Here is a 15,063-nt window from a genome sequence, read left to right on the forward strand (position 1 = left end):
ACTTTATGAAGACGTTTAGCCACTTCCTATCGAATCCAGTGGATTTATTTTCAAAATCCTCTAGCAATATTTTTTGAAAATGTCCCCTTGACTTTTCATAGTTGGTCTTTCAGATATAAAAAAGAAGCCGTTTATCGTCATGCTTAGGACGTTTTAGTTCTATATTTCTCTTCTACTAAACGATATTTGGCTTCAACTCGCTCTTTTTCATTTTCTATTTCATCTTCAAAGATTCCCATAATTTTCACATACAACCCTTGCTGCTCAAGATACCATTGAATTTCAGAATCTTTTATCTCCCCATTAGACCTCTTCCATTCAGCTTTAAAATAAATCCTTAAAAAGTCCCCTAACACCAGAACTTTATCATCAAGCTCTGTAAGACTATACAAATCATTATTTATATCTTTATCTTTTATCGACCTAAGGAGACTACTGATTAAATAAACAATAAGGTCGTTATTCTTATTCCCGTCCACGTTAGGACCAAAATAAAGAATTAATAACGTTCCATTTTTCTCGATTTCATTTTTTAATCCGATAAACTCTTTTTCTCTTTCCTCACTATATAATATACCATCACCATGAGCTTCAATATAATCGAACAAATTATAGCATGCAGACATAAAATCTACACTTTTCTTTCTAACCTCTTGAATCCATTCAATTCTCGATTTAGCGACTATATTCGCCTTAAAATTAGACTTATTTGTTTTATAACCGTTGAATATGTTTATTAGTGCTGCTATAAAAGCCACAATTGCGGCTATACTTGCCCATTGAAAATTTCCAGTAGACTGATCAAAAAAAATATCAAACCAATTTCCAGTAGACTTAGCATAAAGAATATTAAGCAAATACATTTATATCATCTCCTTTACTACATCATAGCAAAGAATATACAATAGAGCATACCAATTTATCTCTATCTATAAATATCATCTAAATATTCATCGTAATCTTCATCTGGAATAGCATCTTCCATCATATTCAATGTTTCTTTATGACCAATTAACATGGCCACAAACCCATCGATGTGCTCCGGTGATTTACGTTTTGATGGTGTTTTTAAATTATTTATGTTTGTTATTATTTTCGCATTGCTTGCACAAAAAATAAGTAAAGGATTATCCGTTTTAATTCGGTCCTGGAGCAATAAAATTTCAAAGTCATCAAACGGTTCATTCATATGAGTTGGATATTGCGGAACTTCGACACATTGAATACCAAGCATTTCCCACTTTTCAACAAGTTTTTCAGCGAGGGCTGGATCATAGTTTATTTGACGTAAATCAAAGTTCTCAAATACCCATTCCACATATTGATTTACCATTTCTTCATCAACTGTTTTCCCAGGGCAAATTGTAACGAATCCTTTTTCAGCTAATGATCGGTATGGAACATTCCTTTGCTGCTCTTTGTCTTCAATACCAAACTCCGGAATAAAATACATTTGCTTAACGTTTAAAATCGCATGACCATCATCATCGTATGTAGGGATGTTTATCGATACACAAGTTAAATCGGTACGCCTTGATAAGTCCACACCAATAACACAAGTTAACCCTTCCACATCTTTTAAATAATCCACGAGCATTTTATCCAATTGGTCCTTATCAAAATAAGTCTCTGCATAGTTAACGAAAACATCCAAATGCTTTGATAAGAACTCCGCCTTATTAAAGCTATTATTTTGAGCTTCTTTAAATGCATTTTCAAGAAACTCCATGTTAACTGATACATCCATATTCGGATTAACCATCCGCCAAACATCACGGTCTGTCCAATCGAACTTTTTGTTCGGCTTATAGATCATCATGAACCAAGAATCATCTTTATCATCTTTTAAAACTTCTTTTGCATAGGTATAAATTTGTGTTCCGAGCGAACCGGTATTTTTCCCTGCTGTGGAAGTGATGATATTGAGTGGTTCTTCTTGAGCTATTTGGGCTGAACGTAAGTTATCGTATTGTTCACGGTCCATTTGAGCATGAACTTCATCAAAATAATTGATATACGGGTTTTTACCTTCGTTACCAGCATTATCTTTTGTAAGAACCTTGATTACATTTGCATATTTAATATCTTCTTCCACAAATGTGTATTTTATTGACTTTATAGTATCCTCTTTACCTTTATAGATACGCGTATCCGGACGTAAATCAGGACTATTTTCAATCGTTAAAGCAATTGGCCCAGCTGCATTTTGACATTGTTCAAAAGTATTAGCGGAAATATAACAATCAGCGCCTTTTACACCTTCTCCGTACATCGCATAAATGACTGGTGAACCGCCCATAATTGTTTTCCCGTTTTTCTTTGGAACCTGCAAATAAGCCGTACGAATCACTCGCACCGCTTTACCATCTTCATTATATTTTTGCCATCCATAGATGTTAGCAAAGTAAAACTTTTGCCAGGATTCTAAAATTAATGGCTGCCCTGCCCATTTTCCTTTTGCATGTTTTAAGAATGTTTCTGTGAAATAAATCATTGCATTTGCTTTTTCAACATCGAACCAAATATCTTTTCGTTTCTTCCATTTCTTATATCGTTTGATTGCTAACTTAATAGAATCAGGATATAAGTGTGGGGCTGCATCTACTTCCGAAACGAATATATCAGCATAATTTGTTTCAGAATCAATCATCGGTTCATCCTTTGCCTAAACTGCAATAACTTGTTGGTATCAGTAGGCTCAATGGACTCTTTCTCTGCTTTTCCTTTTTCGAGAAGAACCCCACTTTTTTTAATTAAATCTTTGTTCTTTCCGTCCAGTCCTAATTGCCCCAAATACTTCGCTTTTTGTTTGGACCAAACTTCTACTTGTTGAGCTAACGGATGCTTTGATTCCTTCACATCACCATTTACATTCTTTGTTTTTTGGACTGTTGGAAAGTTGGAATTCTTCCACAACCCATATTTGACGCTGTATATCTCAACTGCATCAAGATAAACTTCAATCAATGGATCAAGCGCTGGCGAATAAGTTCCGGCTTCAACCAAAACATTCATAATACGCTGCGCTTCTAATTCTTTTTTCTTTTCAGCTTCAATTACGACCTTCGATTTTCTGGCCATTCCTTAAATCACCACCTAAAAAAACGAATTTTTTTCAAAAAATCAATTTGAGGTGCGCGTTTGCACCCCCACTCCCTATCCCCCCAGATGGATAAAGTCAACTTTTTTGATAGGGGGGCTTATAATTTCCAATCAAACTTTTTCTTCTTTTCATATTTTGCATTTGTTTCTTTTTCTACAATTGGATGACATTTAGAACATAGTGTCATGATATTAGTTGCTTCTAATCTCAATGAAGGATTGATTTTAATTGGAACAATATGATGATGGTGTGCTCGCTTACCAAAGACAAACTTCCCACATCGTTGACACAAACCTTTGTCTCGTTCATAACAGAATGACTTTAAATCTTCCCATGCTTTTGTACGATAGAATGATCTGTTCTTCGAATAAACGACTGTCTTCTTTTGTTTGCGCTTATGATTTAAACAGTACCGTCCTTTATCGATTAATGTCTTGCAGCCTTGTTCAGCACAGTACTTCATGATAGCAATTCAATGATGTCTTCTTTCTTTTTAACATCAGCTGGAATCTCAACATTAATCGATGCAGCATACTCATGTAATTGTTTCACTGTCATACCATTTAAATTGATTGCTGTTTTATCAGGTTCACTTGATAAGTCCATACCAAGGATCATACTCTCTGGATTAACAGTCACTTCGAATCCTGGTTCTTCACCAGTTGGTACAAATAGAGTCTTTTTCTTTTCATTATCCCAATACTCTGTACCTGATATTGTTTTTCTAATTTCAGTAATCATTTACTTAACACCACCTATGTAATTTTCATATAATAAAAAGCACTCCATAAGGAATGCTTCTAGCAACTACTTATAACTTATTAACCTAGTATTTCTACAAAGACTTCTTTTAAATACTCATTGAATACATCTTCTGTGAAAGTCACTCCACGTCCTGTGCAATACAATTCATTTTCTTGTAAGATGATTTCATCTAATTTAGAAGAGCCTGAGTTATCTTTCTTACTAACTTCAATTACATTTGTTTCTTTATTAAGATGTAATTCCAGCTTAACACCTTCAATTTCTACAAACTTCGTATCCGTAATCCAGTCAGTCTTAAAAGAGTTTTTCTCTGTCTCATTTAACTCTACATACATCTTGTGGAAAACTGAGTCAAACTCCTTAAACTTCCCTCGTAACATTCTTTCCTCAGCATCTTCACCCAAATATGCTTTGAATGTTTTAATAGTTTGATCTAAATTACTCACCTATGCAACAATCCTTTCTACAATTATTTTTGGAATTATTATCCTATATAATTATAGCATGCATAGAACGTACATTCCTACAATAAACTATAATAAAAGAGCAACCGTGCACCAGTTGCCCTTTCGTCAATTTCTTATGTTATTACTATAATCGATATTTTCAAGAGTTAACATTCATAAAGCTGGGTGTCAGTAAAGTGCAAGTTTTTCAGCAAACTTTATCCTCCTTACAATCTCAGCATGTTTCTTATAGATATAACTAGAACTATAATTCATATCCTCAGCTATTTCTTCTAATGTCATTCCGTCCACATACTTCATTTTTACAACCTTGTTTTCTAATCCTTTAAATTCACTAATCAACTTCAATAAATTATGCATTTCGTTCATCTTATATGCTAAGTTAAGCTCGATTACTTCAAGACGTTTTTCAACCTTAGCACCCTCTGATTCAGCAGTTAAACGTACATCTTGTAAATCACCACTGATCCAGCGTTTCAATTCAGCTTTTGTTCTATCCAAGTTATACTCTAATAATGAAATATCTTCTTCTAATTTCTGATAGTCTTTCAGCCAGTCAAACAAATGATGATTCACCTACTTTCTTTGGACCTTCCACAATCTAATTCACAATACCAGCTTTTACGAAGATGTTTCTCCATGCTTTATTAGTTTGGTATTTATCAACGACTTTTGCACGTTTAGCAAGACGTTTCTTTAATTTCTTTTTCTTATGATTATTCATTGCTATCACCATGCACTTTCAAATAGTTTTGAGCAAATCGTAATTGCTGACCAATATATTCATCGTTTTCTTCTCCACCACTTACGATCCAATCTCTTATGCGATTATTGATATCTTGTAGAATTGGTAAAGGTAATTTAGATGCTATTTCATTAATTTGTTGTAAATAAGTCATTCAATCACCTCACGCTTGAAGAACTTGTATTTTGCAATTGTTTTAAAGAACCAACTAGATCCATCCGCTTTTGAAAGTTCTTTATTTCCATTTTGGTAATAGATATTACTGATTTCACCCTTCAGGATTAACTCGAACACATCAGCTAGTGAAATTTCTTTATATCTTTCCATTTAAACTACCTACCTTTCTACTTAAAAACTCTAAATCTCGTAAAACACGTTTATTTTCGATTCTAAGATGTTTTAACTCTTGTACACCTATTTGTATTAAGAAAGAAATAAAACTTCAAATTACTACGATTCTGACAGTCATTTTTATGTCGAAACATGTCGACAAGATATGAAACAATGATTTTTAATTAATATTCACATTCTGGCAAATGAATTAGATATTCTTCTTCATCTTCAAAACACTCTAAGCATTTTTCACAGTGATACATAAGTCTCTCATCCTTTCAGATCCTGAGCCGAAGCCCAGGACAAATATTTATTTAGACACCGTCTCTTCATCAACAATTTTCAACTGACTAGGAGCAACTTCCGTTGTTCCATCGGGTTTAACACTGTACTCTACCCCTTCATGTGGCTCTTCAAAACTCATTTGTCCTTCTGGAACATCATCATTTTGTGGACGACTCTCCATTACTTCTTTAGGAGTTTGATAAGCGAAAGTTAAATCAATCAAGAAATACTGACCGTATTTGTTATATTTCTCTGCGATTTTGTGCATTTGAAGGTTGTCATTTTCTTTAGCAGCTGAAATAATTTCCTCCGCCTCTTCACGTGTATCTGCATAATGTTGTTCCTTTTGATTAAGTTGTACTTTTGCCATTAATAAATCCCCCTAATTAATAAACGTTTTTTGTTTTTCACGAGAATAAATCATTATTTATATGACGCCTTTTTTTAGATACTCACGAGCCATATATAAGAAATGATGATATATGTAATTACCTGTTGTAGCTGGCTCAATAAAAACTGTCGAAAATCCATATCGCACTTCAAATGTTTTTAAACTACCAAGTAATGCTTCTGGTTTGTATTGGCTTATATACTCGCCTTTTAATATTTTGTGATAGCCTTGTAGATCTTCCACAAGAAGAACAAATGGATGTTTAGCAGCACGAATCAATTCATTTTCAAATCTTGTACGATCTTTAATCGATTGAACCAATTCATCTACACCATTCTTACGTTCTACCCCAGCACTTAAATAAATATCTCGTGTAATTCCCATTTCAGGATTCTTAGGAATTACAGCTGAATAATCGGCTGTATCAATCTTTCTAAGTCTGAATGGAACATTCTTTTTGCGGAAATAATCAAGTACATGTTGGTTTTTCTGTTCCCTTGTATCTACCATGATTTCTAATGTATCCAGGATTTCTTTCAACTCTTTTTCTGAGTATCGATAATGTATAGCACTCATATTTATCGCTCCAATAACTCTGGGTTTTCGTATATATTTCCGATGACTTCAGAAACTGATTTAAACTGTCCAAGAGACTTGTATGCTACAAAGTCTGGACAATCAATATCCCAAGAACCAAACAAATCATTCCAAACAACTGGACCAATTTTATAAATATCTTTTTTGTAATGGAACTTAACAATATCCCCTTCATAAATCTCCTTGCCTTTCTCGTCTTGCAAGCTTGTATATTGTTGCGGTTCTAAACACGCCCACCATTCATCATCTTCATGATTTAATATCCGCCAAATGTCATTATCTTTTGATATACACTCGCTATAAATCCAGCTCTCCCCATTCCATGCACGAAACTCAATCTCTCTCATCTTCATGCTCCTTTCTTAAAGTGCGACATTGCACGATTGAATATTTCTTGTGAAAGCTCGTCCGTTAATTTATTTTCATAGTTGGCCACAGATTCTTTTACATATAACCAACCATTAAGCGAAAAGTTTAATGTTAATTCCATGACCAACCTTGCAGCGGCTTCATCCTGATTAAACCAATCATTTATTTTCAGATTTATGTCTTGCTCAACACTGATAAAAAAATTAATAATTTTATCTATCGTTTGTTTTACCGCATGATCTTGGTCCGAATAATTACCTTGCAAATATTTAATAATCCGTAGCTTGTATTCTTTAATAACTGATTCAATTTCAGGAGCAATCTTTTCATGGTTCTCAATATATAGGTCCTCGCCATCAAGAACGAGCTTCGCTCCCATTGATTGAACATCAGCACATATTTGTTTTGGATGCATATTACACCTCTTTTTTCTAAAAGGGTTATCGAGGGTTACTAAGTTTTTTATTCAGTAACCCACTACAAAACCAGTCGTATCAAGGGTTCAAGTTCAATTTGGGTTATCGGGGTTACTAAAGTTACCCGGTTTTCTATTAAAGTCCTATATATATATTATTTTTTTATTTATTTATTTTCTTATAGGCTGTTATAGGAAACTCAGTAACCTTAGTAACCCATAGGCTATAAACCCTTGATATAACAACATTTATATGGGTTATTAAAAAATAAGTTCAGTAACCCTTTAGTAACCCAACATCAAATCTTTTTCCTATTTATAGGAGTTATGTTACTTTCTTCTTTTTTATCGTCTGTTGAAAATAAACTTGCACTAGCGTGATTATTTAATGTCATGCCAATAATGAAGGTTCTATTCTTCGCACCCTTTTCTTTTTTAAAACCACGTATTTCTAATTGGCGATAAAAGGCACGATTCTTTAAATCCAATTCATTATTTTGAAAACACCACTTTGTATAATTTTCATATAGTAGCTTCGCTTCAATTTTCACTGAAGGATTCACTGTACAATTTTCATCAATAAAAGGTGCCAATATATCCATGTCCTCACGATATTCTGCAGTCGCTGCCTTCACAGCTTCAGGAGCACGCAACCCTTCGGCCTGCCACTTCATGCAACCCTCAACAGCCCACCGCAAAACACCTGGCATTTCTTTTGCTAATTTATCAGGCAGATCATAATCAATCTTGTCTTTCGGGATTGTTACAGTAAACGGAATAAGCATAATCCTTCTCCAAATACCTTCATCCGAACCTTTTACAATCGGCTTATGGTTGGTAGTGAAGAACACTTTAAACTCTGGTGTAAATTCAAAGTATTCCTGGCGTAAGAAACGAGCTGACATTTTCTCACCACCGGTAATTTGTTTAACCAGGGCTTCAGATAATTGTTGCCCTTCTTCACTCTCGACAGCTGATACAAAACGTGCTCCATCTAATCTGGCCACATCGTTATTAATACCTGAATCATTTCTCTTTTTTAAGAAAGTATCACTGTTCGTTTGCCTACCATAATCACCAAGTAGGTCTTGAATGATATTAATGAAAGTAGACTTACCATTACGACCATTACCGAATAAGAAAAACATTACTTGCTCTTTCGTTACACCGGTTAATGAATAACCAATTGCTTTCTGCAGGTAGTTAATTAGTTCATAATCCGGTTCACCTGCAGGTGTTTTAAAAATACTTTCTAAGAAAGCTTTCCAGTTTGGGCACTCGGCATTCCTGTCATACTTGATTGGAGAAATCTTTGTTAATAACAAGTCACGATCATGCGGTAATAATTCACCGGTCTTTAAATCAATAACTCCGTTATCACAATTAAATAAGAAGTTATGAGCATCTAATTCTTTCTTTTTCACTGATACCATCGGTCGCACATCCAAGATGCTATTTATCCGGATGGACCGTCTTTCGCATTTCTTTGCCCAATCATGTAGCAACTTTGATTGATATTTATCTTCTGTAGCCTTTGCTTCTCCATATATAGCTCTCAGTGTTTTAGCCGTGATAGCTTCAATCTGTCTCTTACTATCCTCATGCCAATGCTTACCGTTCCATATGAGCCATTCCAACTCATTACAATACCGAACATTCTCGCCATGATAATATGCAATCCGTTCTGCATTTCCTAACTCAGTTAAATGAAACTTTGGTGCTTCATCAATAATTTCCTCAGTATCTTCAATTGAGTTATCGGATATATAAACTTCATACTTTTTCTCTTCCGGCGGTTCATAATCAGCTATTGTGGAAGGCGTTGAAAGAATTGCTGTATCAATTGTCATTTGTCCATATGTACGACCATCACTTGAATGTGGCTTATCCCACTTCTCACGAAGTAAGGAGGACTCTCTAAACATTGAATCCATCTTTGCAACATCTTTATCTGTCCAGAATGCTAAATGATTACATAAGGCCATATCAGTTGAAGAATGATCACCGTTAATCAACATGCCCTGGAATAAATCTTTAATGGATGCACCGTTTTTACTGTCAAACATTCGCTCCCATAATTCTGCATTCGATAGACTAGTAATATCTTCTCGTTCAAATGAAGTAGCACTTTGTTTCTTTTCAGGCTTTGTCTTTTCTTTCAAATACTTCTCAAATAAAACTTTTAATTCATCCGTTCTATCTTCCACAGGAACTTGATCTAAGCAATCACCGGTGAAAGTGAAATACCTTCCATGCCTATATACTTCCAATCCGAGATCAACATTTTTCCTCCCTGTACCTGGTCCTTTTAATGGCAGCTTCCCTTTTGCAATAATGTGGATACCATCACCACTTGGTGAGTATTCGGTGTAGCTATTTACAGTTTCAATAACATCCTCAGCTAAACTTGTAAGAGCACCTTCCTGAATACAATGGTCAATATCTATCCCAATGAATGGATCATCCTTTGAAAACATGAATCCAATTCCGTCATAATCTCCTTGTTCATAGAATTTTATGATTGTCGGAAACGTTGACCAGCTACGCTTATTATTTGATTGAGCCATTTCCCCATTGATTTGATAAGGAACTTTTGTTTTCTTACCGTTTCTTACTTCTGACCGCCATAAGATCCAATGAGGAGTGTTTTTAAGCTCTGCCGGTATTTGATTAAATTTATATCTCATTTGATTTTCTCCCTTTGGAAAAGGGAGCCATTAGTAGCTCCCTCCTATTTGAATCTTGTTAATTAACTTTTAGAACGGAACATCCTCATCCGAAACTGTAAATCCAGTACTTGGAGCTGATGCTTCCGATTCTTTAAATCCATTTACTTGCGGATATTTTTTACCGTTGTATTCACGTTCACCTACAATTACACGAAGATGTTTATTTAAAAGTGTATCTGCCCATTCTTTGTAAGAAGCAAACTTCATTCCTGTTGGGAATGCTGCTGCCTTAGATATTGCTTGTAATCTCCACATTGATTTTTCAGTTACAACAAAATTATCAAATAAGAGCTTCTGTCCTTGGAATGCCTGGTCTACATCACTACGAATTTCATAATCTACAACAATCATGTTATTTCCTGATTCAGCTTGCTTTAAATCATAATTAACAACTGTTACCTCGTATTCTCCTGGTTTAATTTGTTCAAATCCTTTAGCTTGTTCATGATCTACTGTAAACATTATTTATTCCTCCAATTTTTTTAATATGGTATTACAGCAAGGATGTTGTGCGGATGGAGCGATTCTCCATGACCTACAACTAAAATCCCTCTGTATTTTTCATAATGATAAACATCAACTTTTTGCATAAATTGACCTGCTAACTTTTTTTGAATTTCAATAAGTTGCTCTGGTGTCATGCTTTTTCTCCAGATTTACTAAATGGTTGCAATCTCTCTAAAGCAACGCTTAAGAATTTCATATTGAAATCTTCAAGTTTTTGATTAGTTTTAAATTCAATTTCAGATAGCATCTTAGTTGCATCTTCACTCGTACTAGCAATCTCTTTAATTTGTGCAATAAGATTATTTCTTTCTTTTTCTTCCTCGCTTTTCACATCCACACCCAACTCAAGCCATTTGTACAATTTGCGGCCTACTTCAGCAGTAATCTTCTGTGGATGTCCTTCGAACATTTGCGTATTATCCTTTGAAGTATCCGCTATATGGTCAATATCGATTACAAAATTAAGCATGAATTCATATTCCATTTCATCCTTTTGTACCGGCTTAGTACCAACTTTACGTGGAGCCATTTTCCCTTTTGCATCTGGTTCTACTACATACTCAGTTTTAGTTCGTAAAGTTGCTAAAATATGAACATTATTCTGAGTTAACGTTTTTATTAATTTAGTAGTTTCAGATGAAAGCTTGCCCCAGTTTTGAAATGAGTTACCAGACATTTCACCATGTGTTTCTATAATGCCACCTTCACCTTGCCAGTTATGCGATAATGAATCGATGATAAGTACTTCAGCACCAGCATTCTTCATAACTCGAACAGCTTCGTTATATCTTTCAGTTGTGTACGGTGGAGTGAAATTAATATGAAGGAAGTTCCCTATTTTTGTTTCTCCATACACAAGACCTACATGAAGTTTTGAGCGTTCATGCTCTGTATCGATAACACCAATCTTCTTCCACAATTCTTCTTCTGATAAGTTAGGATATGCTTCTTGCATCATCCCAAAAGCTACAAGTAACGAACTACCTGTTTTACCAGAACCACTACAACCGATAAAACCAATTACAGCTTTCATCTTTTCGCGTTTTGCTTCTGTTACTTGAAACATCTTTATACCTCCACACTATAAGAAATAGATTCAGGTTTAACCGTAACCCCTGGGACAATTTGTCCATTTTCATCTACAACAACTTTTTCATCACCGATTTGAACGATTTTCAATGTTTTCTTTAAATCAGCCCATTTCACACTATTTTTGATGAACTCAGCAAGGTCATTTTGAATGACATAATCTAAAAGTAATGCTTCATCACCTTTATCCGGCGTTTCCTTACTCTTACGAGTTTTGGATTTACCGTAAGGCGTACTAATTGTTTTCTGTTTTGGATCCGCTGCAAGCTGTTCCGCGTGGTAACGTTGAACATGGCTTTCAAAGAAGGTAATACTATTGTGGACGGAAATTAATTCGCCTTTTTCCCATTCAGCAATGCGATCACGTTCAACATTTGCTAATTGATTGATTTCCTTTTCCTTTGCTTTAAGAGCTGTTAATTTACGGAATGCCCAATTTAATTGATTGATATCCGTAATTTCAAATTGTTGTTCCGCATCTTGCAATTGGTCCACTTCTAATAATTCATTTTGTTGTAATGCATTCATCGATATTACCTCCAAATGTATTTTTATATTTCTCTGCATTGTAAACAGCAAAGTATGTGAAGCTATTTTTTGTGAAATTAACTTGAATAGGATATTCCACACAATCGCGTTTCACTACTTCTAAATCTCCTTCTTCATTTAGAAGCTCTTCTAATAATTGATAATTCACATGCACTTTGTTGTTATATGAAAGACCTAGAATGCCGCTGGCATAAGCTAAATTCATAGCTTGTACATATTCTTCAATTGCGTTAATATCCATTAGAATTCCACCACCCTGGCATATTCCACTGTTTTGCGGATTACTTCTCCACCAACATCATTGGCTACTTGCTTTGACATTTCATATCCGAATTCCATTGCACTTTTGGGTAACCTCGTTACTACTAATGGTTTTGGATGACTAACAAATAAATTACCTACACTGACTAGATACGTAGTTTTAGCTTCTAATTGTTTATCCATTACGTTTCTCCTAATCTATGAATTTGGAATTATACGAGTAGCACTAGTAAAACGATGTACAAGGTGCAATTCCTCATTTACTTTTTTATAAATCAACCAATGTTCTGGATTTAAATTGAATGACTGAATATGAATCTTTTCACGTTTGTTTGGCTTTTTACCATTCTTCATGCTTGTCCTCCTTTATCATCATTGGAGTAAGTTCAAATGTCTTATCAACAATACTTTTTATATCAATCGTTGATTCACAAAATGTATTTTGCTTTTCATCATAAAAACCGACTACAATACTTAATGGTTTTACAGACTTAATAATGCAAGGCGTGCTGATTACTGAATATCTTCTATAGTCATATTTGTTTAACCAATATGCGGTACCACTTTTAATGTTTTCCGTATCAAATTGCGGTTTATTTACTATCATGTATTCCACTCCTTTACACGAAATCAATTCATGCTATAATGACCATGAACTATGTTTTTATTAGACCGTCAGCCCCAACTGGCGGTTTTTCTTGCATGTTCGCTTTCCTAAGAAAAATGTTCTTAAGTTTAACGGTTTATAATTAGGATTGATTTTGAGAAATGCTTCATTTTTCTTTTTATTCAATGTGGATCTACCCATCCCAAGTTTCACTGCAATTTCTCTTTCGGTATATCCCTCACCTACGTGCAGAATGATTACTTTTTCCTTTTCTTCCAGAACACTCGTAACCTCTTCAAATTCAACAGATAACAGTGCTTCTTCTTCCACATTAATAGGAGAAACTACATAAAATTCATTTACTGTTTCTTCATCTTTATGCAAATCAATCGAATGAATATTGATTTGATTTCTTTCCTCATGGCTCACTTTTCTGCTTACTTTAAAAGGCGTTCCTTTCATATGCAGCTCATCACTCATTGCCCATTTCATGCCTTTCATAACATAGGCATTGAAGGTTTCCGCCTTCTCTGCATCATATTTCACACAACAAGCCCATAAATGCATACGACCAACTTGAATTAAATCGTCCAACTCCATATTGTTCATTTCTGCAATTTGCGTGGCTCTTAGCATACTTCCAAACCTTTGTTTAATCGCAGCAAACACTAGATGTTGTTTTTCTTCAAACAAATCATTTGCCAACACTTTTTATCACCCTTTCCTTTTTATACAGCTCGAAAGCATTTAACATTTTGTTGCTCAATTAGGTATGCTGCTAAATTTTCTTCAAGTACGGCATACTGACCAAACATAAAATACTTATCATCCCACTTAATTTCACAACCATAGAAATCTTCAATTGGATGATCCGGTTCTTTAATGGATTCCTCTTCAGCAATGTCTTCCACAAATATTGCGTCGATATTACTTGAACAAATGTGAGTTGGCGCCTTTCCAATAGCACCTTCATATTCAATTCCCGATAAAAAACCAAAATTATTTTTAAATGTTTTAAATTGTTCAGCTGTAAAACTAACCTTTGCACCTGATTTAAAAACCATTGTTACTTCCTTCAATTAACTCACCTCCCTTCGAGCTGAAACCTTACGGTTCATTTTTTCTAATTGACGCTTTCTCCGCATGTCTTCCACAAACATTTGTGTAGGACTGTTCTTCGCTTCAGCACATCTTTTTCTTACTTCATGCCCTTTCATAATTCTTGTTGCCACAAATACTCCGTTCATGATTTTCACTCTCCTTAAGATTTATTGATCTAATGGATATATGTAAAACTTGCTTTTATTTACTCACAATCTGATTAAAATGTTTTTCAAGAAACTCTTGCATTCTATCAGCTATAAACAACCACTTTTTCCCTCTAGACTCTGGATAATAAACAAATCCACCATTATTAATATCTAAGATTCTTTTATAGCAAGGTTTATAAAGAATATTTTCCGTTAACCAGCCATAGCTATACCCTGTCGCCTCTTTTAAATCTTTCATTTCCCACCATGTTTTTTTCTTTTCCATTTAACTAACCTCCCTTATATTTTATTGTAGCGTTTTTGCGACTAAGCTACCAAAAAAAATTTCTGTAGCTTCCTCCATTGTCAAGGGTACTTCTTTCGCGATACTTCCGGCTTCTTCTATAGTAAATACACCACCCTTCTTCATCTTCCTATAAAAGGTACTTCTGTCCATTCCGATAGCATTTGCAACGGCTTGTTGGGTAGTCCCTCTTTCTACTATTAAACCTTTTAGTTTTTGGGTATTAACCATTATTAATTTCACCTCCTGTCGTCGCATTTTTGCGATTCCGTGAATTTAATATACAATAACAAAAAG

28 protein-coding genes are annotated in these 15,063 nt (G+C 34.6%); all 28 read right to left on the reverse strand.

The genetic code is table 11. The features are described 5' to 3' along the window. Nucleotides 1–143 precede the first annotated feature (143 nt). Entirely contained in the window at nucleotides 144–863 is a 720-nt protein-coding gene (locus MR168_RS11930; protein WP_242291267.1) for a hypothetical protein, read from the reverse strand. A gap of 62 nt (nucleotides 864–925) precedes the next feature. Then, nucleotides 926–2,650, reverse strand: a complete 1,725-nt coding sequence (locus MR168_RS11935; RefSeq protein ID WP_242291268.1) for a terminase large subunit — start codon at nucleotides 2,648–2,650, stop codon at nucleotides 926–928. Continuing rightward, entirely contained in the window at nucleotides 2,647–3,081 is a 435-nt protein-coding gene (locus MR168_RS11940; RefSeq protein WP_242291269.1) for a P27 family phage terminase small subunit, read from the reverse strand. The genes MR168_RS11935 and MR168_RS11940 overlap by 4 nt, the downstream gene beginning before the upstream one ends. Before the next feature lie 119 nt (nucleotides 3,082–3,200). Continuing rightward, nucleotides 3,201–3,566, reverse strand: coding sequence for an HNH endonuclease (locus tag MR168_RS11945; protein ID WP_242291270.1), 366 nt, complete (start codon nucleotides 3,564–3,566; stop codon nucleotides 3,201–3,203). Then, nucleotides 3,563–3,844: a hypothetical protein gene (locus MR168_RS11950; RefSeq protein WP_098953744.1), complete on the reverse strand. Its 282-nt coding sequence runs from the start codon at nucleotides 3,842–3,844 to the stop codon at nucleotides 3,563–3,565. The genes MR168_RS11945 and MR168_RS11950 overlap by 4 nt, the downstream gene beginning before the upstream one ends. Nucleotides 3,845–3,924: 80 nt before the next feature. Beyond that, nucleotides 3,925–4,314, reverse strand: coding sequence for a DUF3942 family protein (locus MR168_RS11955; protein WP_242291271.1), 390 nt, complete (start codon nucleotides 4,312–4,314; stop codon nucleotides 3,925–3,927). Nucleotides 4,315–4,503: 189 nt separating this feature from the next. After that, the gene (locus tag MR168_RS11960; RefSeq protein ID WP_098179465.1) at nucleotides 4,504–4,899 is read right to left on the reverse strand and encodes an ECF-type sigma factor; all 396 of its coding nucleotides are present in this window, start codon (nucleotides 4,897–4,899) and stop codon (nucleotides 4,504–4,506) included. 37 nt (nucleotides 4,900–4,936) lie between these two features. Beyond that, nucleotides 4,937–5,059 carry a DUF3983 domain-containing protein gene (locus MR168_RS11965; protein ID WP_242291272.1) on the reverse strand — a complete coding sequence of 41 codons (123 nt, stop codon included), beginning with the start codon at nucleotides 5,057–5,059 and terminating at the stop codon, nucleotides 4,937–4,939. Beyond that, nucleotides 5,052–5,234 (reverse strand): DUF6877 family protein, encoded by a 183-nt coding sequence (locus MR168_RS11970; protein ID WP_242291273.1) that lies wholly within the window; start codon nucleotides 5,232–5,234, stop codon nucleotides 5,052–5,054. The genes MR168_RS11965 and MR168_RS11970 overlap by 8 nt, the downstream gene beginning before the upstream one ends. Continuing rightward, the gene (locus MR168_RS11975; RefSeq protein WP_242291274.1) at nucleotides 5,231–5,407 is read right to left on the reverse strand and encodes a hypothetical protein; all 177 of its coding nucleotides are present in this window, start codon (nucleotides 5,405–5,407) and stop codon (nucleotides 5,231–5,233) included. The genes MR168_RS11970 and MR168_RS11975 overlap by 4 nt, the downstream gene beginning before the upstream one ends. 316 nt (nucleotides 5,408–5,723) lie before the next feature. Then, nucleotides 5,724–6,068: an organic solvent tolerance protein OstA gene (locus MR168_RS11980; RefSeq protein ID WP_242291275.1), complete on the reverse strand. Its 345-nt coding sequence runs from the start codon at nucleotides 6,066–6,068 to the stop codon at nucleotides 5,724–5,726. Between the two features lie 57 nt (nucleotides 6,069–6,125). After that, a complete protein-coding gene (locus MR168_RS11985) occupies nucleotides 6,126–6,665 on the reverse strand; it encodes an ERCC4 domain-containing protein (protein ID WP_242291276.1) in 540 nt (179 codons plus the stop codon). A gap of 2 nt (nucleotides 6,666–6,667) precedes the next feature. Next, a complete protein-coding gene (locus MR168_RS11990; RefSeq protein WP_242291277.1) occupies nucleotides 6,668–7,033 on the reverse strand; it encodes a YopX family protein in 366 nt (121 codons plus the stop codon). A gap of 2 nt (nucleotides 7,034–7,035) precedes the next feature. Continuing rightward, entirely contained in the window at nucleotides 7,036–7,470 is a 435-nt protein-coding gene (locus MR168_RS11995; protein ID WP_242291278.1) for a hypothetical protein, read from the reverse strand. Nucleotides 7,471–7,769: 299 nt separating this feature from the next. Further along, nucleotides 7,770–10,157 carry a phage/plasmid primase, P4 family gene (locus MR168_RS12000; protein WP_242291279.1) on the reverse strand — a complete coding sequence of 796 codons (2,388 nt, stop codon included), beginning with the start codon at nucleotides 10,155–10,157 and terminating at the stop codon, nucleotides 7,770–7,772. Nucleotides 10,158–10,226: 69 nt separating this feature from the next. Continuing rightward, a complete protein-coding gene (locus MR168_RS12005) occupies nucleotides 10,227–10,661 on the reverse strand; it encodes a DUF669 domain-containing protein (protein WP_242291280.1) in 435 nt (144 codons plus the stop codon). Between the two features lie 20 nt (nucleotides 10,662–10,681). Beyond that, a complete protein-coding gene (locus MR168_RS12010) occupies nucleotides 10,682–10,840 on the reverse strand; it encodes a hypothetical protein (protein WP_242291281.1) in 159 nt (52 codons plus the stop codon). Further along, entirely contained in the window at nucleotides 10,837–11,772 is a 936-nt protein-coding gene (locus tag MR168_RS12015) for a DEAD/DEAH box helicase family protein (protein ID WP_242291282.1), read from the reverse strand. Before MR168_RS12015 ends, MR168_RS12010 begins: the two co-directional genes overlap by 4 nt. Before the next feature lie 2 nt (nucleotides 11,773–11,774). Further along, complete coding sequence (locus tag MR168_RS12020; protein WP_242291283.1) at nucleotides 11,775–12,323, reverse strand: host-nuclease inhibitor Gam family protein; 549 nt, start codon at nucleotides 12,321–12,323, stop codon at nucleotides 11,775–11,777. Beyond that, nucleotides 12,301–12,585 carry a hypothetical protein gene (locus tag MR168_RS12025; RefSeq protein ID WP_242291284.1) on the reverse strand — a complete coding sequence of 95 codons (285 nt, stop codon included), beginning with the start codon at nucleotides 12,583–12,585 and terminating at the stop codon, nucleotides 12,301–12,303. The genes MR168_RS12020 and MR168_RS12025 overlap by 23 nt, the downstream gene beginning before the upstream one ends. Beyond that, complete coding sequence (locus MR168_RS12030) at nucleotides 12,585–12,788, reverse strand: hypothetical protein (RefSeq protein WP_242291285.1); 204 nt, start codon at nucleotides 12,786–12,788, stop codon at nucleotides 12,585–12,587. Before MR168_RS12030 ends, MR168_RS12025 begins: the two co-directional genes overlap by 1 nt. A 15-nt stretch (nucleotides 12,789–12,803) precedes the next feature. Next, nucleotides 12,804–12,959, reverse strand: a complete 156-nt coding sequence (locus MR168_RS12035) for a DUF6906 family protein (protein ID WP_242291286.1) — start codon at nucleotides 12,957–12,959, stop codon at nucleotides 12,804–12,806. Further along, a complete protein-coding gene (locus tag MR168_RS12040) occupies nucleotides 12,946–13,212 on the reverse strand; it encodes a hypothetical protein (RefSeq protein ID WP_242291287.1) in 267 nt (88 codons plus the stop codon). Before MR168_RS12040 ends, MR168_RS12035 begins: the two co-directional genes overlap by 14 nt. Nucleotides 13,213–13,272: 60 nt before the next feature. Beyond that, the gene (locus MR168_RS12045) at nucleotides 13,273–13,920 is read right to left on the reverse strand and encodes a sigma-70 family RNA polymerase sigma factor (protein ID WP_242291288.1); all 648 of its coding nucleotides are present in this window, start codon (nucleotides 13,918–13,920) and stop codon (nucleotides 13,273–13,275) included. A 20-nt stretch (nucleotides 13,921–13,940) separates the two neighbouring features. Next, the gene (locus tag MR168_RS12050) at nucleotides 13,941–14,291 is read right to left on the reverse strand and encodes a YqaI family protein (RefSeq protein ID WP_153602628.1); all 351 of its coding nucleotides are present in this window, start codon (nucleotides 14,289–14,291) and stop codon (nucleotides 13,941–13,943) included. Then, nucleotides 14,292–14,459, reverse strand: a complete 168-nt coding sequence (locus MR168_RS12055) for a hypothetical protein (RefSeq protein ID WP_242291289.1) — start codon at nucleotides 14,457–14,459, stop codon at nucleotides 14,292–14,294. Nucleotides 14,460–14,514: 55 nt separating this feature from the next. Further along, complete coding sequence (locus MR168_RS12060) at nucleotides 14,515–14,748, reverse strand: DUF771 domain-containing protein (RefSeq protein WP_153602627.1); 234 nt, start codon at nucleotides 14,746–14,748, stop codon at nucleotides 14,515–14,517. A 21-nt stretch (nucleotides 14,749–14,769) separates the two neighbouring features. Then, a complete protein-coding gene (locus MR168_RS12065; RefSeq protein WP_153602626.1) occupies nucleotides 14,770–14,997 on the reverse strand; it encodes a sigma-54-dependent transcriptional regulator family protein in 228 nt (75 codons plus the stop codon). Between the last annotated feature and the right edge of the window lie 66 nt (nucleotides 14,998–15,063).

Origin of the sequence: Bacillus cereus group sp. BfR-BA-01356 (assembly GCF_022663635.1) — a bacterium.
GTDB classification, from domain to species: domain Bacteria; phylum Bacillota; class Bacilli; order Bacillales; family Bacillaceae_G; genus Bacillus_A; species Bacillus_A cereus.